This is a genomic window from Streptomyces sp. NPDC093260 (assembly GCF_040683715.1).
Lineage (GTDB): Bacteria > Actinomycetota > Actinomycetes > Streptomycetales > Streptomycetaceae > Streptomyces > Streptomyces sennicomposti.
In genome coordinates, this window is the sequence record NZ_JBFBEK010000009.1 from 200,917 (window position 1) to 221,270 (window position 20,354).

The 20,354-nt window shown below is 73.4% G+C and carries 21 protein-coding genes and 7 tRNA genes; 18 read left to right on the plus strand and 10 right to left on the minus strand.

All coding sequences use genetic code 11. From position 1 onward, the window contains the following. Window positions 1-75 precede the first annotated feature (75 nt). Together cobA and AB0N63_RS14310 are read left to right on the plus strand one after the other, a co-directional pair. Window positions 76-1,308: a uroporphyrinogen-III C-methyltransferase gene (gene cobA, locus AB0N63_RS14305; RefSeq protein ID WP_365528596.1), complete on the plus strand. Its 1,233-nt coding sequence runs from the start codon at window positions 76-78 to the stop codon at window positions 1,306-1,308. A 54-nt stretch (window positions 1,309-1,362) separates the two neighbouring features. Beyond that, window positions 1,363-2,181: an RNA methyltransferase gene (locus AB0N63_RS14310; RefSeq protein ID WP_365528599.1), complete on the plus strand. Its 819-nt coding sequence runs from the start codon at window positions 1,363-1,365 to the stop codon at window positions 2,179-2,181. A 30-nt stretch (window positions 2,182-2,211) separates the two neighbouring features. Here the strand turns inward: AB0N63_RS14310 and AB0N63_RS14315 are convergent, their stop codons facing one another. Then, the gene (locus AB0N63_RS14315; RefSeq protein WP_365528601.1) at window positions 2,212-3,663 is read right to left on the minus strand and encodes a protein kinase; all 1,452 of its coding nucleotides are present in this window, start codon (window positions 3,661-3,663) and stop codon (window positions 2,212-2,214) included. A 590-nt stretch (window positions 3,664-4,253) separates the two neighbouring features. On the opposite strand from AB0N63_RS14315, the gene AB0N63_RS14320 reads away from it, so the two are divergent. From AB0N63_RS14320 to AB0N63_RS14330, 3 genes are all read left to right on the plus strand, one after another. Beyond that, window positions 4,254-4,448 carry a hypothetical protein gene (locus AB0N63_RS14320; protein WP_365528604.1) on the plus strand — a complete coding sequence of 65 codons (195 nt, stop codon included), beginning with the start codon at window positions 4,254-4,256 and terminating at the stop codon, window positions 4,446-4,448. 204 nt (window positions 4,449-4,652) lie between these two features. Then, the gene (locus AB0N63_RS14325; protein ID WP_365528606.1) at window positions 4,653-5,591 is read left to right on the plus strand and encodes an aminoglycoside phosphotransferase family protein; all 939 of its coding nucleotides are present in this window, start codon (window positions 4,653-4,655) and stop codon (window positions 5,589-5,591) included. An 80-nt stretch (window positions 5,592-5,671) separates the two neighbouring features. Further along, entirely contained in the window at window positions 5,672-5,950 is a 279-nt protein-coding gene (locus AB0N63_RS14330; protein WP_078511993.1) for a zf-TFIIB domain-containing protein, read from the plus strand. A gap of 51 nt (window positions 5,951-6,001) precedes the next feature. Here the strand turns inward: AB0N63_RS14330 and AB0N63_RS14335 are convergent. The 5 genes from AB0N63_RS14335 to AB0N63_RS14355 all read right to left on the minus strand — a co-directional run bounded on the left by AB0N63_RS14335 (window position 6,002) and on the right by AB0N63_RS14355 (window position 6,464). Next, a tRNA-Val gene (locus AB0N63_RS14335) sits at window positions 6,002-6,073 on the minus strand. Window positions 6,074-6,113: 40 nt separating this feature from the next. Continuing rightward, window positions 6,114-6,185 (minus strand) — tRNA-Val (locus AB0N63_RS14340). Window positions 6,186-6,207: 22 nt separating this feature from the next. Further along, window positions 6,208-6,279 (minus strand) — tRNA-Val (locus AB0N63_RS14345). Window position 6,280: 1 nt separating this feature from the next. Then, window positions 6,281-6,354, minus strand: a tRNA-Cys gene (locus tag AB0N63_RS14350). A gap of 37 nt (window positions 6,355-6,391) precedes the next feature. Next, window positions 6,392-6,464: transfer RNA gene (locus AB0N63_RS14355), tRNA-Gly, on the minus strand. A 221-nt stretch (window positions 6,465-6,685) separates the two neighbouring features. Between AB0N63_RS14355 and AB0N63_RS14360 the strand changes: the two genes are divergently transcribed. The 3 genes from AB0N63_RS14360 to AB0N63_RS14370 all read left to right on the plus strand — a co-directional run bounded on the left by AB0N63_RS14360 (window position 6,686) and on the right by AB0N63_RS14370 (window position 9,670). Further along, window positions 6,686-7,723 carry a chorismate-binding protein gene (locus tag AB0N63_RS14360; RefSeq protein WP_365528609.1) on the plus strand — a complete coding sequence of 346 codons (1,038 nt, stop codon included), beginning with the start codon at window positions 6,686-6,688 and terminating at the stop codon, window positions 7,721-7,723. A gap of 107 nt (window positions 7,724-7,830) precedes the next feature. Then, on the plus strand, window positions 7,831-8,652 hold the full coding sequence (locus AB0N63_RS14365) for an aminodeoxychorismate lyase (protein ID WP_365528611.1): 822 nt from the start codon (window positions 7,831-7,833) through the stop codon (window positions 8,650-8,652). A gap of 196 nt (window positions 8,653-8,848) precedes the next feature. Further along, complete coding sequence (locus AB0N63_RS14370; protein WP_365528613.1) at window positions 8,849-9,670, plus strand: GNAT family N-acetyltransferase; 822 nt, start codon at window positions 8,849-8,851, stop codon at window positions 9,668-9,670. A 190-nt stretch (window positions 9,671-9,860) separates the two neighbouring features. Here the strand turns inward: AB0N63_RS14370 and AB0N63_RS14375 are convergent, their stop codons facing one another. Then, window positions 9,861-10,409 carry a DsbA family protein gene (locus AB0N63_RS14375; RefSeq protein WP_365528616.1) on the minus strand — a complete coding sequence of 183 codons (549 nt, stop codon included), beginning with the start codon at window positions 10,407-10,409 and terminating at the stop codon, window positions 9,861-9,863. A 234-nt stretch (window positions 10,410-10,643) separates the two neighbouring features. Between AB0N63_RS14375 and AB0N63_RS14380 the strand changes: the two genes are divergently transcribed. Together AB0N63_RS14380 and AB0N63_RS14385 are read left to right on the plus strand one after the other, a co-directional pair. Further along, a complete protein-coding gene (locus AB0N63_RS14380; protein ID WP_365528619.1) occupies window positions 10,644-11,093 on the plus strand; it encodes a hypothetical protein in 450 nt (149 codons plus the stop codon). Between the two features lie 258 nt (window positions 11,094-11,351). Then, a complete protein-coding gene (locus AB0N63_RS14385) occupies window positions 11,352-11,504 on the plus strand; it encodes a hypothetical protein (RefSeq protein WP_365528621.1) in 153 nt (50 codons plus the stop codon). Between the two features lie 77 nt (window positions 11,505-11,581). Here AB0N63_RS14385 and AB0N63_RS14390 read toward each other — a convergent pair whose 3' ends face one another. Together AB0N63_RS14390 and AB0N63_RS14395 are read right to left on the minus strand one after the other, a co-directional pair. Beyond that, complete coding sequence (locus AB0N63_RS14390) at window positions 11,582-12,142, minus strand: CGNR zinc finger domain-containing protein (protein WP_365528623.1); 561 nt, start codon at window positions 12,140-12,142, stop codon at window positions 11,582-11,584. 299 nt (window positions 12,143-12,441) lie between these two features. After that, a complete protein-coding gene (locus AB0N63_RS14395) occupies window positions 12,442-12,855 on the minus strand; it encodes an SsgA family sporulation/cell division regulator (protein WP_004002642.1) in 414 nt (137 codons plus the stop codon). 191 nt (window positions 12,856-13,046) lie between these two features. Between AB0N63_RS14395 and AB0N63_RS14400 the strand changes: the two genes are divergently transcribed. From AB0N63_RS14400 to AB0N63_RS14415, 4 genes are all read left to right on the plus strand, one after another. Continuing rightward, a complete protein-coding gene (locus AB0N63_RS14400; protein ID WP_365528625.1) occupies window positions 13,047-13,520 on the plus strand; it encodes a TIGR02611 family protein in 474 nt (157 codons plus the stop codon). Between the two features lie 93 nt (window positions 13,521-13,613). After that, window positions 13,614-13,685, plus strand: a tRNA-Val gene (locus tag AB0N63_RS14405). Window positions 13,686-14,145: 460 nt separating this feature from the next. Continuing rightward, on the plus strand, window positions 14,146-14,592 hold the full coding sequence (locus AB0N63_RS14410; RefSeq protein WP_365528627.1) for an SRPBCC family protein: 447 nt from the start codon (window positions 14,146-14,148) through the stop codon (window positions 14,590-14,592). Window positions 14,593-14,631: 39 nt separating this feature from the next. Beyond that, a tRNA-Val gene (locus tag AB0N63_RS14415) sits at window positions 14,632-14,706 on the plus strand. A 136-nt stretch (window positions 14,707-14,842) separates the two neighbouring features. Here the strand turns inward: AB0N63_RS14415 and AB0N63_RS14420 are convergent. Further along, window positions 14,843-15,571 carry a 3'-5' exonuclease gene (locus tag AB0N63_RS14420; protein WP_365528767.1) on the minus strand — a complete coding sequence of 243 codons (729 nt, stop codon included), beginning with the start codon at window positions 15,569-15,571 and terminating at the stop codon, window positions 14,843-14,845. A 191-nt stretch (window positions 15,572-15,762) separates the two neighbouring features. Here AB0N63_RS14420 and AB0N63_RS14425 point away from each other — a divergent pair, with 191 nt between their 5' ends. From AB0N63_RS14425 to AB0N63_RS14440, 4 genes are all read left to right on the plus strand, one after another. Next, window positions 15,763-16,329 carry a DUF4365 domain-containing protein gene (locus tag AB0N63_RS14425; RefSeq protein ID WP_365528630.1) on the plus strand — a complete coding sequence of 189 codons (567 nt, stop codon included), beginning with the start codon at window positions 15,763-15,765 and terminating at the stop codon, window positions 16,327-16,329. Continuing rightward, complete coding sequence (locus AB0N63_RS14430) at window positions 16,326-17,627, plus strand: hypothetical protein (RefSeq protein ID WP_365528631.1); 1,302 nt, start codon at window positions 16,326-16,328, stop codon at window positions 17,625-17,627. Before AB0N63_RS14425 ends, AB0N63_RS14430 begins: the two co-directional genes overlap by 4 nt. A gap of 101 nt (window positions 17,628-17,728) precedes the next feature. After that, the gene (gene thrS, locus AB0N63_RS14435) at window positions 17,729-19,705 is read left to right on the plus strand and encodes a threonine--tRNA ligase (RefSeq protein ID WP_365528634.1); all 1,977 of its coding nucleotides are present in this window, start codon (window positions 17,729-17,731) and stop codon (window positions 19,703-19,705) included. Between the two features lie 82 nt (window positions 19,706-19,787). Continuing rightward, a complete protein-coding gene (locus tag AB0N63_RS14440) occupies window positions 19,788-20,345 on the plus strand; it encodes an HIT domain-containing protein (protein WP_365528636.1) in 558 nt (185 codons plus the stop codon). The last annotated feature ends 9 nt before the right edge of the window (window positions 20,346-20,354 follow it).

Here is a 20,354-nt window from a genome sequence, read left to right on the forward strand (position 1 = left end):
GCCCCGTCCCCACCGCTTCGACCGCCGTCACGGCGCCGCCCTGCCGTGACCGCCAGGACGAGGAGCCGCACTCCCATGGCCGAACACCCCGCCTATCCCGTAGGCCTCCGTCTGACCGGGCGTCGCGTGGTCGTCCTCGGCGGCGGCCAGGTCGCCCAGCGCCGGCTGCCCGCGCTGATCGCGGCCGGCGCGGACATCGTGCTCGTCTCACCCGAGGCGACCCCGTCGGTGGAGGCGATGGCGGACGCGGGCGAGATCGCGTGGGAGCGCCGTCCCTACCGGGAGGGCGACCTCGCGGACGCCTGGTACGCGCTGATCGCCACCAGTGACCACGACGCCAACACCCGCGCCTCCGCCGAGGCGGAAGCCCACCGGGTGTGGTGCGTCCGCTCCGACGACGCCGACGCGGCGACCGCCTGGACCCCGGCCACCGGCCACAGCGAGGGTGTCACCGTCGCCGTGCTCACCACCGACGCACGCGGCCGCGATCCCCGGCACACCGCCGCGATCCGTGACGCGGTCGTCGAGGGCCTGCGCGACGGCACCCTCGTCGCCCCCCACCACCGCACCCGCACCCCCGGCGTCGCCCTGGTCGGCGGCGGCCCCGGCGACCCCGACCTGATCACGGTGCGCGGCCGCAGGCTCCTCGCCGAGGCCGACGTCGTCATCGCCGACCGGCTCGGCCCGCGCGACCTGCTCGCCGAACTCCCGCCGCACGTCGAGGTGATCGACGCGGCCAAGATCCCCTACGGCCGGTACATGGCGCAGGAGGCCATCAACAACGCGCTCGTCGAGCACGCCAAGCAGGGCAGGTCGGTGGTCCGCCTCAAGGGCGGCGACCCCTACGTCTTCGGGCGAGGCATGGAGGAGCTGCAGGCGCTCGCCGAGGCCGGCATCCCCTGCACCGTGGTTCCCGGCATCTCCAGCTCCATCTCGGTGCCGGGCGCGGCCGGCATCCCGGTCACGCACCGCGGGGTGGCGCACGAGTTCACCGTGGTCAGCGGGCACGTGGCCCCCGACGACGAGCGCTCCCTGGTGGACTGGCCGAGCCTCGCCAAGCTCACCGGCACCCTCGTGATCCTCATGGGCGTCGACAAGATAGGCAGGATCGCCGAGACGCTCGTCGCCCACGGCAAGTCCCCCGACACCCCGGTCGCCCTGGTCCAGGAGGGCACGACCGCCGCCCAGCGCCGCGTGGACGCCACCCTCGCCACCGTCGCCGAGACCGTGCGCGCCGAGGACGTGAAGCCGCCGGCCGTCATCGTCGTCGGCGCGGTCGTCGCGGTGGGCCCGCCCGCCGCCGGCTGACCCGCGCCGCCCGAGACCGTCGCACCGCACCCAGGACAAGGCAGTGACACCCCCGTGGCCGAACTCAGCACCGTCGACGACCCCGCCGACCCGCGTCTGCACGACTACACGGACCTGACCGACGTCGAACTGCGCCGCCGCCGCGAACCCGCCGAGGGCCTGTTCATCGCCGAGGGCGAGAAGGTCATCCGCCGGGCCCTCGACGCCGGCTACGCGGCCCGGTCCATGCTGCTGTCCGCCAAGTGGGTCGAGCCCATGCGCGATGTCATCGACGGTCTCACGGCCCCGGTCCACGTCGCCGCCCCCGACGTCGCCGAGCAGGTCACCGGCTACCACGTGCACCGTGGCGCGCTCGCCGCCATGCAGCGCAAGACCCTGCCCGCCGCCGCCGACGTGCTGCGCACCGCCCGCAGGGTCGCGGTCATGGAATCGGTCAACGACCACACCAACATCGGCGCGATCTTCCGCTCGGCCGCGGCCCTCGGCATGGACGCCGTCCTGCTCTCCCCGGACTGCGCCGACCCGCTGTACCGCCGCAGCGTCAAGGTCTCGATGGGGGCGGTCTTCTCCGTGCCCTACGCCCGCCTCGACCGCTGGCCGGGCGACCTGGAGCCGGTCCGCGCGGCCGGATTCACGCTGCTGGCCCTCACCCCGCACGAGAAGGCGAAGCCGCTGGACGAGGTCGCCCCGCACCGGATGGACCGGGTCGCGCTGCTGCTCGGCGCGGAGGGCACCGGCCTGTCACCGCGTGCCTTGTCGGCCGCCGACGAGTGGGTCCGCATCCCCATGTCCCACGGCATCGACTCCCTCAACGTCGGCGCGGCCGCGGCGGTCGCCTTCTACGCGGTGACCGCGGGCCGCCCGACGGACTGAGCGGAGTCCCGCCGCCCGCCCGGGGCCGGGTCACCGACCGGTGACGGAATCCGACGCGGAGTCCGTGGCCGGGACGGCCGGGGCCGCCGCGTGAGCGGGTCCCGTCACCGCGCCGCCGTCGCCGCCGAGACCCCGCGCGGGCCCCTGGCAGCCCTGCGCCGCCGCGATGCCGAGGGCGACCAGCAGCGTCACCACCACGAACACGAACAGCCGCTGCCGCAGCAGCCGGGGATTGGCGGGCCGCCGGCCGGTGGAGGTGTTGCGCGGCCGCGGCCGGGTGGCGCCGCCCCGCGGAGCCGGACGGGCGCCGCCGCTCGGCCGGGAGCCACCGCGCGAGGCCGGGATCGGCCGGCCGCCCTGGTCACGGGCGCGCGGCGCACCGCCGCCGCGGGGGGCGCCGCCCGTACGCGGCGGAGTTCCGCTGCGCGACGGCGGCACCGTGCCGCGCGGGGCGGGCGTGGCCTGCGAGGAGCCCTGCGGACGCCGCCGCCCGCGTGGCTCGGCGTACCCGGACCGCGACTGCCCGGGACGGCCGGCGCGCTGCTGCTCCGGGTAGGTGGCGCGCTGCTGGTCGGGATAGGTGTCGGCGAGCCGGCCGGTCGGCCGGTCCGCCTCCGCGGCACGCGGCGCCGGCGGCCGCAGATCGCCCAGGCCCTGCGCCTCGCGCGCGGCGATCTCCTTCAGCCGGAGCGACAGCTGCAGCGTGCTCGGCCGCTCCTCCGGGTCCTTGGCCAGGCAGGCCCGCACGAGCGGGGCCAGCGCGTCGGGCACACCGTGCAGTTGCGGCTCCTCGTGCACCACGCGGTACAGCATCACCTCGGAACTGCCGTGCCCGAACGGCGAGTCGCCCGTCGACGCGTACGCCAGCGTGGCCCCCAGCGAGAACACGTCGGTGGCCGGGGTGACGGCGGCCCCGCGCACCTGCTCGGGGGCGAGGAAGCCGGGCGAGCCGACCGCGGTGCCGACATGCGTGAGTGTCGAGGCGCCGGTCGCCCAGGCGATGCCGAAGTCGATGATCCGCGGCCCCTTCGGGGACAGCAGGATGTTGGACGGCTTCAGGTCCCGGTGCACCACCCCGGCCTCGTGCACGGCGACCAGTCCTTCGGACAGCGCGGCGCCGATCGCCGCCGTCTCCGCCGCACCGAGCGCGCCCTCGTCGGCCACCTTGTCGTGCAGGGACGGCCCGGGCACGTACTGCGTGGCGAACCACGGCCGGTCCGCCTCCAGGTCCGCCGCCACCAGCCGCGCCGTGCACCCGCCCCGGATCCGGCGGGCCGCCGAGACCTCGCGGGCGAAGCGCGAACGGAACTCCTGGTCCTCCGCGAGATCCGGCCGGATGACCTTCAACGCCACCCGCTGGCCCTTGCGGTCGGAGCCGAGGTAGACCACGCCCATCCCGCCCGCGCCGAGCCGTCGGTGAAGCCTGAACGAGCCGACGACGCGCGGGTCCTCGCGCCTCAGGCGCATCATCGCCATGTTCATCCCCGCTGCCCGGTCCCTGTGACGAGCCACAGCTTACGTTTCCGGGGCCGTTCCCGCGCATAGGCCGCGCCCTCTCGACCCGACCGATTGTCATTGCCCCACGGGCCACTTGAGGGACGGTCAGCGAACCGGCGGGCCGGTCGGCCAGGTCCCCCGGAGTGCCCCAACCGCTCGCCGCGTCAAGGGGGTTGGCGTCCTCCCGCGCGCCCGGAGGAAGCGGCCCACCGGTGCGCGCGACCCGGCGGACGGCCCCGGTCCGGCGGTGGACGCGCCCGACCGGCGGGGGAGGACACCGGACCACCCGGACTTGACGGAAGTGAGCGAAGTCACCAGGGGAACCGTACCAACCCGGGACACTCCGGGCGTCCCCTCCGGGAAGACCCCGAGACCCGGCGCGACGTCTCCACCCAGGGGAGTACGCCCCGATGCCCGGCTCATCCTCCCGGAGGCCCGGCAAGGGGTACGAGGGCATGACGCCCGGCCGCCGCCACGCGCCTACATTTGAGTTCAGGCGGTGGGCGCAGCACTCGTCCCCCGAGGTCAGGCGCCCGCCGCCGCCGACGACAACCGACACGGTCAGGAGAGGGACCATGGCCCACACGGCACCGCGGACATTCCTCCGCGGACAGGGACGCGGCACGCGCCCACGCCGTACGGGCCGTCGCCACCCCTTGGTGGCGACGCTGATGGCCCTTCCCCTGGCGGCCCTGCTCCTGCTCGTCTTCGACGGCTGGGAGACGGTGGCCACACAGGCGTCGTCCGTGGGCGTGATGCTGGGGCGCTGAGCGGCGTCCCCAAGCCCGGAAGAGCGGTCCGGGCGGGGACATCCACCCATGAAACCCCGTGGGGACGGGGGTGCGGCGGACGGCAGGATGCCGGCGCAGCTGGGGAGCTGCGCCGGCATTGTCTTTCCCCCCTCTCCTCCCGTACGCCCCGTAAGCGCACGCACCTCGTAAGCTCACGGTCGCCGCCGTACCCGAGGGAGCCCCGTGACCGCCGACGCCCTGCTGCCCGAGCTGACCGCGCGGGCCGTCCGGGCCGCCCACCACGACGCGGACGGCTGCCCCTGCGAGGCGGGCGTCCTCGCCGTCCGCCCCGACGCCACGGTCGTCCGGCACGCCGGCGCCGTCGCCAAGGCCCACGCCCCCGGCACCGACCCCGGCCCGCTCGCCCTGCGCCTCGCCACCGCCGCCCACCTGCCCGGCGTCCTGCTGCCCCCGCTCGCCCCGGACCCCGCCCCGCTCCACGACCGTCTCGTCACCCTCTGGCCCTACGGCGCCCCCGTGGACCCCGACGACCCCGACGCCGCCCCCTGGGAAGCCGCCGCGACCCTCCTGGCCCGGCTGCACCGCAGCCCCGTCCCGCCCGGCCTGCCCCCGATGCGCGGCCCGGCCAAGGCCGCGCAGGCCGTCGCCCGCCTCGCCGCGACCGCCCCGGATCACCCCGCCGCGCCCACCGTCCTGCGCGCCTGGGCCACGCTCCCCGCCTGGGCCCGCGCCGAGGCGCCCATGCCCGGCCCGGGCCACCTCTGCCACGGCGACCTCCACCTCGGCCAACTGGTGCGCCATCCGGCCCCGGACGGCCCCTGGAAGCTGATCGACGTCGACGACCTCGGCGTCGGCGCGCCGGCCTGGGACCTCGGCCGCCCCGCCGCCTGGTTCGCCTGCGGACTGCTTCCGCCCGAGGCGTGGAGCCGGTTCCTCGCCGCCTACCGCGCGGCGGGCGGACCGGCCGTCCCGGCGGCCGGCGACCCGTGGGCCGCCCTGGACAGCGCGGCCCGCGCGCTGACCGCGCAGACCGCCGCGCTGGCCGTCGCCAAGGCGACCGAGGCCGGCCGCCCGGTGGACGAGGTCGAGCAGGCCGTGGTGGACGCCTGCGACCGAATGAGCCGCCGTCCGCCCCCGTTGGCCGACGTCCCGCCGAAGTAGGGTGCAACCGACCGCGGTCGGACGGAGTCTGTCCCGGCGGTACCCGAAGCAGAACCCACCGGCGAGGAGTTGAGCCGAGCATGCAGTGTCCGAAGTGTCATGCGCCGATGCACACCTACAACCGCAACGGCGTCCAGATCGAGCAGTGCAGCGGCTGCCGCGGCATCTTCCTCGACTACGGCGAGCTGGAGGCGCTGACCCGCCTGGAGGCCCAGTGGACCCAGCCCGCGCCGCCCCCGCCCGCCCCACAGGCCTACCCGGCCCCGCCCGCCCCGGCCTGGGGCGCGCCGCACGGCGGCCACTACGGCCACGGCCACCACCACAAGAAGAGCTTCGGCCGCATGCTGTTCTCCAGCTGAGCCACGACGAAGCCCCCGGCCGTACGAGACGGCCGGGGGCTTCGGGCTGTGTGGACGATACTGGGATTGAACCAGTGACCTCTTCCGTGTCAGGGAAGCGCTCTCCCGCTGAGCTAATCGTCCTCGGGACCGAGATCGTACACCGACGACCACGGGCACTGCGTGCGCGATACTGGGATTGAACCAGTGACCTCTTCCGTGTCAGGGAAGCGCTCTCCCGCTGAGCTAATCGCGCGGGTCGAAGCCTGGGGCTTCAGTGGACGATACTGGGATTGAACCAGTGACCTCTTCCGTGTCAGGGAAGCGCTCTCCCGCTGAGCTAATCGTCCTTGGAGGTGGAGACGGGATTTGAACCCGTGTAGACGGCTTTGCAGGCCGTTGCCTCGCCTCTCGGCCACTCCACCAGGAGTGCTGGGGGACCGGGAGTCCCCTCTTCCTGCGAGCGGACGACGAGGCTCGAACTCGCGACCTCAACCTTGGCAAGGTTGCGCTCTACCAACTGAGCTACGTCCGCCTGTCGGTTCGGTCCGCTTCCGCGTCCCGGCGACGTGTTGAACTCTAGCGGATTCCCCGGCCAGTACAAAAACGCGTTTGCGCAGCGTGCTGCGGTGCGTCCCGCCGACCACCCGGTCGCACCCGTGCCCGTGCCCCCGCCCGCGCCACCGGCCGGGCTCAGCGCAGGTCACCGGGGTCACCGCACGGTCACCGGCCCGGGCGCGCCATAGACTCGACCGCGTGTCCGATCTGCCTGCCCTCGCCCGCTTCGGCGACCGTCTGGCCACCGGCCTGACCGACGTCACCAGCGATCCCGCCGCCCTGGACTCCAGCGGCTTCTGGGCCGTCGCCGCCGACTACGAAGGCCGCCTGACCTGCGCCCGCTTCCGCGACGTACGGGAGGCGCCGGTACCCGCGCCCGGCCGCTGGCGCGGCCCCGCGGCCGGCGACTGGACGTCGTCCCTCGACCGCGCCGCGTACACGGCGGGCGTGCGCCGCATCCGCGAGCACATCGCGGCCGGCGACGTCTACCAGGTGAACCTCTGCCGCGTCCTCTCCGCGCCCGTCCCGCCCGACGCCGACGTCGACGCCCTGACCGCCGTGCTCGCCCACGGCAACCCGGCCCCCTACGCCGGAACGATCCGCCTGCCCGGACACGGCGTGGAGATCGCCACCGCCTCGCCCGAGCTCTTCCTGCGCCGCGCCGGCCGCACCGTCGAGTCCGGGCCGATCAAGGGCACCGCCCGCACCGAGGCCGAACTGCTGCCCAAGGACCACGCCGAGAACCTGATGATCGTGGACCTCGTCCGCAACGACATCGGGCGGATCTGCACCACCGGCAGCGTCACCGTCCCCGACCTGTGCGCCGTCGAGAAGCACCCCGGCCTGGTCCACCTCGTCTCCACGGTCCGCGGCGAACTGCGCCCCGGCGCCGGCTGGCCCGACCTGCTGGCCGCCGCCTTCCCGGCCGGCTCCATCACCGGCGCGCCCAAGTCGAGCGCCCTGCGGCTCATCGACGCGCTGGAGACCGCCCCCCGCGGCCCCTACTGCGGCGGCATCGGCTGGGTCGACGCCGACCGCGGCACCGGCGAGCTGGCCGTCGGGATACGCACCTTCTGGATCGACCGGAGTCCCGGCGGCGCGGCCGTCCTGCGGTTCGGCGCCGGCGCCGGCATCACCTGGGACTCCGACCCCGAGGGGGAGTGGCGGGAGACCGGGCTGAAGGCCGCCCGGCTGCTCGCGGTAGCGTCGGGGACGTACGCGGAGACCGGGCTCTGACCCGTCGGCCCCGCGCCCGGCCGGCTACCCGGGGGACGCGGCCGGCCGGCGGGCCGGGCCCCGGCCGACGCGGCGCACCCGGCACCGACTTGTGAGGTAGGGAAGCAGTGAGGATCTGGCTCGACGGCGGGCTGCGGGACATCGAGTCCGCGCGCGTCTCCGTCCTCGACCACGGCCTGACCGTGGGCGACGGCGTCTTCGAGACGGTCAAAGCGGTCGACGGGAAGCCCTTCGCGCTCACCCGCCACCTGGACCGGCTGACCCGCTCGGCACGCGGCCTCGGCCTGCCCGACCCCGACCACGACGAGGTCCGCCGCGCCTGCGCCGCCGTCCTCGACGCCAACCCGATGCCGCTCGGCCGGCTGCGCGTCACCTACACCGGGGGCCACGGCCCGCTCGGCTCCGACCGCGGCGACCAGGGCCCCACGCTGGTGGTCGCCCTCGGCGAGGCCAGCCGCCGCCCCGACTCCACCGCCGTCGTCACCGTCCCCTGGACCCGCAACGAACGCGGCGCGCTCACCGGCCTGAAGACCACCTCGTACGCCGAGAACGTCGTCGCCCTCGCCCACGCCCACCGCCACGGCGCCTCCGAGGCCCTGTTCGGCAACACCGTCGGACAGCTCTGCGAGGGCACCGGGTCCAACGTCTTCGTCGTCCTCGACGGTCAGATCCACACCCCGCCGCTCGCCTCCGGCTGCCTCGCGGGCATCACCCGCGAGCTCGCCGTCGAGTGGACGGGCGCCAAGGAGACCGACCTGCCGCTGGACGCGCTCGACCGGGCCGAGGAGGTCTTCCTCACCTCCACCCTGCGCGACGTCCAGGCCGTCCACCGCGTCGACGGCCGCGAACTGCCGGGCACGGCGGGGCCGGTGACCGCCGAGGCCATGCGGATCTTCGACGAGCGCGCGGGCGACGACCTCGATCCGTGAGGACCGGACCCCGGCTCCGCTCGGCGCCCTCCGGCCGGCGACCGCGCGCCCGTGACGGCCGGGACGGTCCGCACCGGTGCGGACGGCTCCGCGCGGCCCGGTCCGCGGAAGGCCCGGTCGGTGAAAAGCTCGTGGGGCGGGAGCCGGGCGCGTCATCCGGCTGACCGGCGGCCCCGCAGAGGGTAGAAATCGTTCGATGACCACGACCCTGCGGCCCGTCGAGCCGCTTCAGCAGCACGACGACGGGACCCGTTCACGCCGCTACCAGGTGTGCGTGAACAGCCGTCCCGTCGGCGCGGTCCACCTCGCGACCCACCCCTTCTTCCCGGCCACCGCCCGCCTCCTCGACCTGCGCGTCGAGGAGCCGGACCGCGGCCGGGGCCGGGGCACGGTGGCCGCACTGGCCGCCGAGGAGGTGGTGCGCGGCTGGGGCTGCGAGTGGATGGAGGCCCTGGTGCCCGCCGACGCCGAGGCCGCCCTGCGGCTGGTCACCGCGCTCGGCTACGTCCAGCGCAACCGCCGCCTGGAGAAACGGCTCGGCGACGTCCCGCCCGAACTGCCCGCCGGCAGCCGGGGCCGGGAGCTGACGGACGCCGAGTACGCGAGATGGCTGGCGGACGGCACGGAGAGCTACACCCGGACCTGGACCGAGCGCGGCGTACCGGAGGAGTCGGCCCGGGCCAAGTCCCAGGACGACTACGCCCGGCTGCTGCCGCAGGGACCCGCCACCCCGAACACGCGGATCAGCCTCCTGGAGCACGAGGGCGTCCCGGTCGGCACCGTGTGGGTGGCCCTCGACGAGGACCGCGCCTTCGTCTACGACGTCGTGGCCGACGAGCGCTTCCGCGGCCGGGGCCACGGCCGCTCGCTGATGCTCCTGGCCGAGCGGCACGCGGTGGCCGCCGGGAAGAACCGGATCGGACTGAACGTGTTCGCCGGCAACACCCCGGCCGAGCGGCTCTACGAGTCCCTCGGCTACGAGCCGACGGTGTACGCCATGCACAAGCAGCTGCTCTAGCCCACCCACCGCCGGTCCGGTCCGGCCCGGGAACCCCCAGGGGCGATCGCCCAGGGGCGCCGGGCCGGCTGCCCCCGGCGGACGAGGTGGCGCGTCGGAGGAGTCGGCGGGTTGCCGATGGCGCCCGTCGGGTCATTCCCCGGGGTGCCCGCAGGGCCCGCCGAACCGGTCAGAGGCGCCGGCCACCGGTTCAGCCGTTCCGCCCGGCCTCCGCCTCGGCTCCGCCCCCGGCCGCCAGCAGCCGGTCCACGATCGCCTCGACGCGCTCGCGCAGCCCCTCCTGGCTCTTGCCGCCGTCCAGACGCTCGCCGCCGACGACGTAGGTCGGGGTGCCGGTCACCCCGATCGCCTTGCCCTCGGCCTGGTCGGCGTCCACGATCAGGATGTGCCGGCCGTCGATGAGCGCGGTGTCGAACTCCTCGGCGTCCAGGCCCAGTTCGCGGGCGGTCTCGACCAGGAACGACTCGCCCCGCCGGCCCAGCTCCTCGACCCCGCCGAGCACCGCCTCCACGTACGGCCACAGCCGGCCCTGCTCGGCGGCCTCCTCGGCGGCCTGCGCGGCGGCGAAGGCGTGCTTGTGCTTCTCCAGCGGGAAGTGCCGCAGCCGCAGCTCCAGCCGGTCGCCGTATCGGGCCCGCAGGGCGCGCACATCGTCCAGTGCACTGCGGCAGTCCGGGCACTGCAGCTCGCACCAGACGTCGAGGACCGGGACGGCGGATGCGGAGGAGGAGTCGCTCATGCGACCAGTCTTCCAGGACTGCCGCGCAGGGCCCAATCCGCTCGGCGGCGCCCCGGCCTCCGGCGGAGCCCCGGCCCTCGCCCGCTCCCGGCGGACCCGGTCACCGGTACCCGCGGAGGAGGCGACCCGGAGATCTCCCTGATGTCCGCCGGGAGCGTGGCCGCGGGGGAGGGGAGAGGTGCAGGATGGAAGGGACGAACTGCCCGACCGGCGAGCCATGCCCTGGAGGACCGGATGATTGCCGAGACCGTCTGCTCCGCCGTCTCCGCGGCCGGCCTCGGCATCGCCGCGGTCACGGCCTACCGCAAGCGTTTCCTCGCGGCTGCCCGCATCGCCGCCTACTCCCTCGTCCCGGTCGCCCTGGTGATGACCGGCGTCGTCGGCTGGCTCGCCGACACCGCCTTCAGCCTCACGGCCTGGGCCGGCTTCGCCCTGCTCGGCTGCGCCTGGCTGCTCTTCGTGACGACCCGCGCGGTGGAGCGCCGCCGGGGCGGCACCCGCAAGGAGCGCAGGGCGGCGGCCCGCGCTGCGAGCGGCGAGGCGGTGGCCCCGGCCGCGTCCGCGCCGTCCCTGGGCGCCGCCGGCCCGGCCGCCCGGCCCGCCGCCGCACGGCCGCAGGCCAAGCCCCGGGGTGAGGACGACTTCAGCGACATCGAGGCGATCCTCAAGAAGCACGGCATATGACGACCGGCCCGGCGGCCGACGGGCCGGCCCGTCGCGCGCACGGATGACCCAGGACGTCCGGGCCGTCCGGACTGCCGGACGGCCCGGGGGTGGCCGCTGGACGTCCACATGCTGAGCCGGAGATGTCCAAGGGGTGTCGCGGAAGTGATCAGTACCCGGGCCGATCCGAAACGAAGATCACGGAAATCGGCGAACTCCCGGACATTCCGCGCGTGTTGATCGCGCCGGCGGTGCACCCTGCGTCATCATCGCCGCGAGATGGTGGACACGACACAGAGTGAGGTCGCGCCGGCGAAGGACAAGCCGCGCGGTTGCCTCTTCGCCCTATCCCAGCCGCCGCTGATGATCTTCCTTGCGGTGATCGGGAGTCTGCTGCTCATGGCTGCGCTGCACGACCTGCTGTTGCTGTGAGCCGTACCGTGGGTCCTCGGCGTCACCCGCCGGGGACCACGACATCACCGTGGACCACCGACGCCGGCGCCGGGCCGTCAGCCCGTGGCCTCCTTGCGCCGCGCCCGGTACGCGGCCACATGCAGCCGGTTGCCGCAGGTCCGGCTGTCGCAGTACCGCCTCGACCGGTTGCGGGACAGGTCCACGAAGGCTCGCCGGCAGTCCGGGGCCTCGCAGCGCCGCAGCCGCTCCTGCTCCCCGGCGACCACGAAGAAGGCCAGCGCCATCCCGCAGTCCGCGGCCAGGTGGTCGGCCACCGAGGCGCCGGGCGCGAAGTAGTGGACGTGCCAGTCGTAGCCGTCATGGTCCGTCAGCCGCGGCGTGGTGCCCGCGGCGGCCACCAGCTCGTTGATCATGGTGGCGGCCGTACGGGCGTCCGGGGCCGCGAAGATCCCGGCGAACCGGCTGCGGATCCGGCGCACCGCCGAGAGGTCGAACTCCGAGAGCACGCCGATGTCGCTCACCTCGTGGCTGCGCACGAAGTCAGCGAGCGCGGTGACGTCCGCCAGCCCGTCCGGCGCCGCGTCGTCCTCCGGCGCGGTGTTCACCAGATCGACCACGGTGTCCAGTGCGCACCGGGTGTCGTGGGTGATCAGCACGTTTCGCTCCCTGCCCTGGGGATCGGGCACACGCCCGTCGATGCTGGCCGATGGTAGTGGCTCGGCCGTCACCCGGGCAGGCGCGGCGACACGCGCGCCGGGCCACTGCGGGCGCACGGGCGCTCCGGCCGCCCCCGAGGCGGCCGGAGGTCACCGTGCGTCACCGTGGCCGGTGGCGTGCACGGGCACACCGGCACCGGCTCCCCGCGGGGAACCGGCACCGGCGCCTTCTGTGCGGTTGTCCTGCCCCGAGCCGTCTCCCCGAGTGGACGGCGACGGGCAGCTCGAAGGGCCTCTCGCTAACTCTCCGCGAGGATGTGCGAGAGCTCCTGATCGAGATCGAAGTGCCGGTGTTCCGTGCCGGGGGGCACGGCGGCGTCCGTTCGCTTCAGGAAGGACTCAAGGGCCCGCGCCGGGGCCTCGAGCAGTGCCTCGCCCTCCGGAGAGCTCAGGGCGATGCACACGACCCCCTGACCATGACTGCGCGACGGCCAGACACGGACGTCGCCGGTACCAGTGGGACGGTGAAGCCCCTCGGCGAGGAGGTCGCGGGCGAACACCCACTCGACGGTTTCCTCGGCTCCGGTGTGGAAGGTGGCGTGCACGGCGTAGGGGTCGGCCGTGTCGTACCGCAGGCCTGCGGGGACAGGCAGGGAGGACTCGCTCGACACAACGAGGCGCAGGTGCAGCTCGCAGCTGACCGTGGTGTTCATAAGCGCCAGGGCCTTTCGCTCAGTGTGCGCTCGGGGATTCGCACGTCGGCGAAATCGACATGCCACCTACGGTGCCGTTGTAAACCCCTCTGAGTGTTTTGCCTGGCTTTACGTAACTCTTCCGGCCGAGAACCGGTTCGGGCGGTACGGCCATTCCGGTGACCGGTTTCTCTCCGGTAGGGTTTCGGCGTATGAATACGGGGAGTGACCAGCCGGGCCGGGTTGCCGCGGGGTCGGACGGAGCGACGATGGAGGGAACCGGGAAAGAGGCCGCCGAGGGGCGCGACCGGCAGGGGCTGGGCTCGCGGGCGCCGGAGTTCGTCCGGTCCCGGCGGGCGCTGCATCTGAGCTGGCAGGTCGGCGTCTTCGTCGTCGGTCTCGCGGTCGTCGCCGCCGGTGTGGTCATGCTGCCCCTGCCCGGTCCGGGCTGGGTGGTGATCTTCGGCGGCATGGCGATCTGGGCGACCGAGTTCGTCTGGGCGCAGCTCGTCCTGCGCTGGACCAAGCGCAAGGTCACCGAGGCGGCGCAGAAGGCCCTCGACCCCGAGGTCCGTCGGCGCAACGTCATCCTGACGGTGACCGGCCTCGTGATCGCCGCGGTGCTGGTCGGGATCTACGTGTGGAAGTTCGGTCTCGTCATGCCCTGGAGCATCCACCGCCAGTGACCGGCCCCCGGACCTGCCCGGCCCGCCCCGGACCCCGGGCCGGACCGTGGTCCCGAGCACCGGCTGACATGCGGTAATGTTCTTCCTGTGCCCGGGCGATTAGCTCAGTGGGAGAGCGCTTCGTTCACACCGAAGAGGTCACTGGTTCGAACCCAGTATCGCCCACCCGGAAAGGACGGCCCGTCCGCGATCACGCGGACGGGCCGTCGTTTTTCGTTTCGGCCGTGAGAGGCGAATGCGCTTCGCCGAAGCCGATGTGACGGACCGTTATTCACGAAGGGCGCCGGAGAACGCGCCGACGGATCAATCGGACGATTGCGCCTTCAGGGAAGGACCGTCCGCTGATCGAGCAGAACAAACAGATCAAGAGGAAGACGGACATTAAGACCTATCCGTCTTTCCGGGGGAAGTCCCGGAGTGGCTTCCGCTGAAAAGCCCGGGAGGTCAAGTATTTCCCGAAACACCGTCACATTCCTTGCCGCACAGGGCTACAGGAGCGGGCGGGTGGAATCGGCGGACCGGCCGGGCGCCGCCCGCCCGGTGTGGTCGGCGCCACCCCGTACGACATGAGCAGCCCTACTCGGATCCCGTCGGCCCCGGACAGCACCGGGCACACTGGACCGCCATGGACTGGACCCACTACCGCTTCCGTGCCCGGTGGAGCCTGAGCGCACCGCCCGCCGCCGTCTACGACGCGCTGGAACAGGTCGAGGACTACCCGTGCTGGTGGCCCCAGGTGCGGGAGGTGCGGCGCACCGACGCCGACACAGCCGTCCTGCGGATCCGGTCCCTGCTGCCCTACGACCTCTGCTTCACCGCCCGGGAGACCCGCCGCGACCCCGCGGCCGGCGTCCTGGAGGCAGCGATGACCGGTGACCTCGACGGCTGGGCCCGCTGGACCCTCACCCCGCACGGCACCGGCTCCCTCGCCCGCTACGACCAGGTCGTCGACGTGAACAAGCCACTTCTCAGGCGCCTCGCCGTGCCCGGCAGGCCGGTCTTCCGGCTCAACCACCGGCTGATGATGCGCTCCGGACGACGAGGACTGGCCACTCGTCTCCGAGCGGTTTGAAGGAAGGGCGCCGGGACCTGTATTGTTCAGTGCGTTCCCGGGCGATTAGCTCAGCGGGAGAGCGCTTCGTTCACACCGAAGAGGTCACTGGTTCGATCCCAGTATCGCCCACCATCGCGAGAGCGACGTGTGTCCACCGGCAGTACGGACCACGTCGCTCTCGTCGTGTTCCCCCACGGCGGAGCGCGCCGGAAGACCGGGAGCACCGGGCACCGGGCCACCGGGGGCACCGGGTGCCGGGACACCCCGCTCAGGCCGCCGCCCGGAGCTCCGGCCGCAGCGGCCACGACGGGTCCACCGTCTCCTCCGTGCCGCTGCGCGCGAACCACGCCTGCAGTCCACGTGCCTGCGCCGCGTGCCACCCCGCCTGCAACGAATGCAGCTCGGCCGGCGACAGCCGTTCCAGCCGGGTCGAGAAGCGCCGGCCGAGCGCGCGGACGACCTCCAGCGCCGCCAGCGCGTCAGCCGCCGCGTCGTGCGCGTCCGCCAGCGCCACCTCGTAGTGCGCGCACAGATCGGTCAGCGTGCGCCGCCCCTTGCGATACCGGTCCAGATGCTTGTCCAGCACCCGCGGGTCCAGCACCCGAAGCGGCGAACCCTCGAACCAGCGCTCCAGCGACGACGCCCGGTGCCGGCGCAGCTCCCGGTCCAGCAGCGTCAGATCGAACGGCGCGTTCATCACCACCAGCGGCCGGCCCCGCGCCGCCTGCTCCGCCAGCTGCTCGGCTATCTCGTACATCACCGGAGCCGGCCAGCGCCCGGTGCGCTGCAACCGCTCCTCCGTCAGCCCGTGCACCGCCGTCGCCTCCGGCGGCACCGGGACACCCGGGTTCACCAGCCAGCGGGACACCCGCGGCCGCGTACCCGGAGCGTCCTGGACGACGACGGCGGCCGACACGATGCGGTCGGTCTCGACGTCGACGCCCGTGGTCTCGGTGTCGAAGGCGGCCAGCGGCCCCTCGTACCAGCAGCACGTCATGTCGACCACAACTCCTCGTTCACCTCGGGCAGCTGACGCACCGTCTTCCGCCCGTTTGGTGATACCCGGCCCGTTTGCGCCGTACGCCGGAAGGAGACAACAGGAGTACGGGTCTTTGCAGTTCACGGACCCGCTGCGGGGATGCACCCGACCCGATCTTTCAACTCCTCAGGCCAGAAAGGCTGTCGGTCATGGCGATAGCGCAGCCCGAGCGGGGCGGGCTGCTGCCCGAACCCGCGGGCGCCCTGCGCGGCACACTCGCCACCACCGCCTGCATGGAGACCCTGCAGGTGGGCTATCTGCACGCGGTCGCCGCGGCGGCCGGCTGCTCCCTGTCCCAGCCCTTCCCGGACAACGGCATCGACTGGCACGTCAGCCACAGCGCCCCCGGCCACACCGTCGACGACGAGGTGACCATCAAGGTGCAGCTCAAGTGCACCTATCAGCTGCCGCCCCACCCCCCGGGCCGGTACTTCTCCTTCACCCTGGACAACGCCCACCTGGCGAAGCTCGCCCACACCCCGGTCTCGGTGCACAAGATCCTCGTCGTGATGATCGTGCCCCGCTCCCAGGACCAGTGGCTGCGGGCCGGACACGACCGGCTCGACCTCAGGCACTGCTGCTACTGGGTCAACCTCGCCGGCCACCCGATCACCGGCCGGACCCGCACCACCGTGCGGATACCGACCGCAGGCATCTTCGACGACCGCGCCCTGTGCGAGATCATGACGCGGGTCGGGACGGGAGGCAGACCATGACCCACCGCCCCCCGGGCGACCCCGCCCACCGCCCGCTCGGCGACCCCGCTCACCGCACACCGGGCGACCCGGCCCACCGTACCCACGGCGAACCGCCCCGGCCGGCCCGCCCGCACCCCGTCGACACGTCCTGGCACACCACGCCACCGCCCGCCGACCTCGACCCCGCCGTCCTCGCCGCGCTGCTGCGCCGGCACGGCTGGCAGCGGCGCGGCGGCGCCGCCGGACGCTACGGCCGCTGGTCCCCACCCGGCCCCGGCGGCGACCGGACCAGCCTCCTCGTGCCCGAGAGCCGGGCCTTCCCCGACAGCGACGACCTGCTCGGCGAAGCGCTCGACGCCCTCGCCCGCAGCCGCACCCCCGCCGCCCGCGAGGTCCTCGTCGCCCTCACCGTCCCGAGCGACGAGATCCACTGGTGGCGCGACGTGCCCGGCGGACCGGCCGGCCCCGGCGCCGCCCCCTGGACCGTCCAGGAACGGCTGCGCTCCGCCGCCCGGCAGACCCTGCTCGCCGCCGCGCTCGCCACCCGCGCCCGGGCCGGCTACCACGGCGCCCGCCACCGGCGCTCGGCCGCCGCCGCCCTCGAACACGTCCTCGTCGGCTCCGCCACCGACGGCCGCGGCCTCACCGCCTTCGTTCCCGTCGCCCCCGGCCGCCCGCTCGCCGTCCGCCTCCACCAGTCCCTCCACGCCGTCCGTGAGGCCGTCGACTACCGCCGGGCCACCGGCTCCATGGACGCCTTCGACGGCGCCGTCCGGGCCGGCGCCAGCCGGGAACTCACCGAGGCCCTGGTCGCCCTGGTGCGCGGCACCGAGGGCGCCCGGATCGCCGTCGACTGGGCGCCCGCCGCGGGCGCCCCCGCCGACTGCGCCGCCGGGGCCGTCGAGTTCTCGCCCGGCGACCTGCCCGTGCTGCGCGAGGCCGGTGCCCGCTATCTGCGCGCCGAGCCGTCCGTGCCCGCGCGGATCACCGGCGCCGTGGTCCGCATGCGCAGGCCGCAGCCGCACGGCGAGGGCACGGTACGGCTGCGGGTGATCTCCGGCGCCGAGGTGCCGTACATCCGGGTCGCCCTGGACGAGGAGGACTACCGCACCGCCGGGCACGCCCATCTCGTCGGCCTGCCGGTACGGGTGCTCGGCCGGCTGGAGAGCCGCGGCGGCTTCCGCCGGCTCACGGGCGCCTGCGAGGTCGCGCCCGTGCCGGTGGACGACGAGGAACGCGACCGGCTGATGAAGTGGCTGCGGGAGGACCCGGGCGGCCCGGACCTGTTCGGCGGGACGTGCCCGGCCGAGGGCTGACGGTGACCGTTTCGCGATCGGCGGCCCCGGGTCGGTACGATTCCCGTCATGCGCGCGCTCCCTGTACGGCGCCGCACCCCACCTGCAGTCAGGAGAGTCCGGTGTCAGACGTCCGTGTGATCATCCAACGCGATTCCGAGCGGGAAGAGCGCACGGTGACGACGGGCACCACGGCCGCCGACCTCTTCGCCGGCGAGCGCACCGTCGTCGCCGCCCGCGTCGGCGGCGAGCTGAAGGACCTGGCGTACGAGGTCAAGGACGGCGAGACCGTCGAGGGCGTCGAGATCTCCTCCGAGGACGGCCTGAACATCCTGCGCCACTCCACCGCGCACGTCATGGCGCAGGCCGTGCAGGAGATCTTCCCCGAGGCCAAGCTGGGCATCGGCCCGCCGGTCCGCGACGGCTTCTACTACGACTTCGACGTCGAGAAGCCGTTCACGCCCGAGGATCTCAAGGCCATCGAGAAGAAGATGCAGGAGATCCAGAAGCGCGGCCAGAAGTTCTCCCGCCGCGTCGTCACCGACGACGAGGCCCGCGAGGAGCTGGCCGACGAGCCGTACAAGCTGGAGCTGATCGGCCTCAAGGGCTCCGCCTCGCACGACGACGGCGCGGACGTCGAGGTGGGCGCCGGCGAGCTGACGATCTACGACAACCTGGACGCCAAGACCGGCGAGCTGTGCTGGAAGGACCTCTGCCGGGGCCCCCACCTGCCCTCCACCCGCCTCATCCCGGCGTTCAAGCTGATGCGCAACGCGGCCGCCTACTGGCGCGGCAGCGAGAAGAACCCGATGCTCCAGCGTATCTACGGCACTGCCTGGCCGTCGAAGGACGAGCTGAAGCAGTACCTCGACTTCCTCGCCGAGGCCGAGAAGCGCGACCACCGCAAGCTGGGCAACGAGCTGGACCTGTTCTCGATCTCCGACCAGATCGGCTCCGGCCTCGCCGTCTTCCATCCCAAGGGCGGCACGATCCGCCGGGTCATGGAGGACTACTCGCGCCGCCGGCACGAGGAGGAGGGCTACGAGTTCGTCTACACCCCGCACGCGACGAAGGGGAAGCTCTTCGAGACCTCGGGCCACCTGGACTGGTACGCCGACGGCATGTACCCGCCCATGCAGCTCGACGAGGGCGTGGACTACTACCTCAAGCCCATGAACTGCCCGATGCACAACCTGATCTTCGACGCGCGCGGCCGCTCGTACCGCGAACTGCCGCTGCGTCTGTTCGAGTTCGGGACCGTGTACCGGTACGAGAAGTCGGGCGTCGTGCACGGCCTGACCCGCTCGCGCGGCTTCACCCAGGACGACGCGCACATCTACTGCACCCGTGAGCAGATGGCCGAGGAGCTCGACAAGACGCTCACCTTCGTCCTGAACCTGCTGCGCGACTACGGTCTGACCGACTTCTACCTGGAGCTGTCCACCAAGGACCCGGAGAAGTTCGTCGGCTCCGACGAGGTCTGGGAGGAGGCCACCGAGACCCTGCGCCAGGTCGGCGAGAAGCAGGGTCTGGAGCTGGTCCCGGACCCGGGCGGCGCCGCGTTCTACGGCCCGAAGATCTCCGTCCAGGTCAAGGACGCCATCGGCCGCACCTGGCAGATGTCCACGGTCCAGCTCGACTTCAACCTGCCGGAGCGCTTCAACCTGGAGTACACGGCCGCCGACGGCTCCAAGCAGCGGCCGGTCATGATCCACCGCGCGCTGTTCGGCTCCATCGAGCGGTTCTTCGCGGTCCTGCTGGAGCACTACGCGGGCGCGTTCCCGGCGTGGCTCGCTCCGGTGCAGGCGATCGGCATCCCGATCGGCGAGGCCCACGTGGAGTACCTGGAAAAGTTCACGGCGGCGGCCCGCAAGAAGGGCCTGCGCGTCGAGGTCGACTCCTCCTCGGACCGCATGCAGAAGAAGATCCGCAACGCCCAGAAGCAGAAGGTGCCGTTCATGGTCATCGCGGGCGACGAGGACATGGCGAACAACGCCGTCTCCTTCCGCTACCGCGACGGCTCCCAGGAGAACGGCATCCCCTTCGACGAGGCCATCGCGAAGATCGCGAAGGTCGTCGAGGAGCGCACGCAGGTCTGAGCGGCGGGCACCACGGCGACGGGCGGCCCCCGGTGATCACCCCTCACCGGGGGTCTTTCCCTGCCCCCGGGCGGGAAGCCATATGCTGACTGGCATGACGAGTGAGCCGGAGCAGCAGATCGGAGTGGGGACGCAGGACGCGTTCCAGCGCCTGTGGACGCCCCACCGGATGGCCTACATCCAGGGCGAGAACAAGCCGACCGGCCCAGGGTCCGGCGACGGCTGCCCGTTCTGTTCCATCCCGGCCAAGTCCGACGAGGACGGCCTGGTCGTGCGGCGCGGTGAGCACGTGTACGCGGTGCTCAACCTCTACCCGTACAACGGCGGCCATCTGATGACCGTCCCCTACCGGCACGTCGCCGACTACACCGACCTCACCACTGCGGAGACCGCCGAGCTGGGGGAGCTGACCAAGCAGGCGATGCGGGCGCTGCGCGCCGCCTCCGGCGCGCACGGCTTCAACATCGGCATGAACCAGGGCTCGGTCGCCGGCGCAGGCATCGCCGCGCACCTGCACCAGCACGTCGTCCCCCGCTGGGGCGGCGACACCAACTTCATGCCGGTGATCGGCCACACCCGCGTGCTGCCCCAACTCCTCGCCGACACCCGCAAGATGCTCGCCGAGGCCTGGCCGGCGTAACCGCGGGCG

Excerpts from the sequence above, each read along its gene's own strand:
- cobA (WP_365528596.1), top strand. The coding sequence starts at position 76 with ATGGCCGAACACCCCGCCTATCCCGTAGGCCTCCGTCTGACCGGGCGT.
- AB0N63_RS14315 (WP_365528601.1), bottom strand. The coding sequence starts at position 3,663 with ATGAACATGGCGATGATGCGCCTGAGGCGCGAGGACCCGCGCGTCGTC.
- AB0N63_RS14320 (WP_365528604.1), top strand. The coding sequence starts at position 4,254 with ATGGCCCACACGGCACCGCGGACATTCCTCCGCGGACAGGGACGCGGC.
- AB0N63_RS14330 (WP_078511993.1), top strand. The coding sequence starts at position 5,672 with ATGCAGTGTCCGAAGTGTCATGCGCCGATGCACACCTACAACCGCAAC.
- AB0N63_RS14370 (WP_365528613.1), top strand. The coding sequence starts at position 8,849 with ATGACCACGACCCTGCGGCCCGTCGAGCCGCTTCAGCAGCACGACGAC.
- AB0N63_RS14375 (WP_365528616.1), bottom strand. The coding sequence starts at position 10,409 with ATGAGCGACTCCTCCTCCGCATCCGCCGTCCCGGTCCTCGACGTCTGG.
- AB0N63_RS14380 (WP_365528619.1), top strand. The coding sequence starts at position 10,644 with ATGATTGCCGAGACCGTCTGCTCCGCCGTCTCCGCGGCCGGCCTCGGC.
- AB0N63_RS14385 (WP_365528621.1), top strand. The coding sequence starts at position 11,352 with ATGGTGGACACGACACAGAGTGAGGTCGCGCCGGCGAAGGACAAGCCG.
- AB0N63_RS14395 (WP_004002642.1), bottom strand. The coding sequence starts at position 12,855 with ATGAACACCACGGTCAGCTGCGAGCTGCACCTGCGCCTCGTTGTGTCG.
- AB0N63_RS14400 (WP_365528625.1), top strand. The coding sequence starts at position 13,047 with ATGAATACGGGGAGTGACCAGCCGGGCCGGGTTGCCGCGGGGTCGGAC.
- AB0N63_RS14410 (WP_365528627.1), top strand. The coding sequence starts at position 14,146 with ATGGACTGGACCCACTACCGCTTCCGTGCCCGGTGGAGCCTGAGCGCA.
- AB0N63_RS14420 (WP_365528767.1), bottom strand. The coding sequence starts at position 15,571 with ATGACGTGCTGCTGGTACGAGGGGCCGCTGGCCGCCTTCGACACCGAG.
- AB0N63_RS14425 (WP_365528630.1), top strand. The coding sequence starts at position 15,763 with ATGGCGATAGCGCAGCCCGAGCGGGGCGGGCTGCTGCCCGAACCCGCG.
- AB0N63_RS14430 (WP_365528631.1), top strand. The coding sequence starts at position 16,326 with ATGACCCACCGCCCCCCGGGCGACCCCGCCCACCGCCCGCTCGGCGAC.
- AB0N63_RS14440 (WP_365528636.1), top strand. The coding sequence starts at position 19,788 with ATGCTGACTGGCATGACGAGTGAGCCGGAGCAGCAGATCGGAGTGGGG.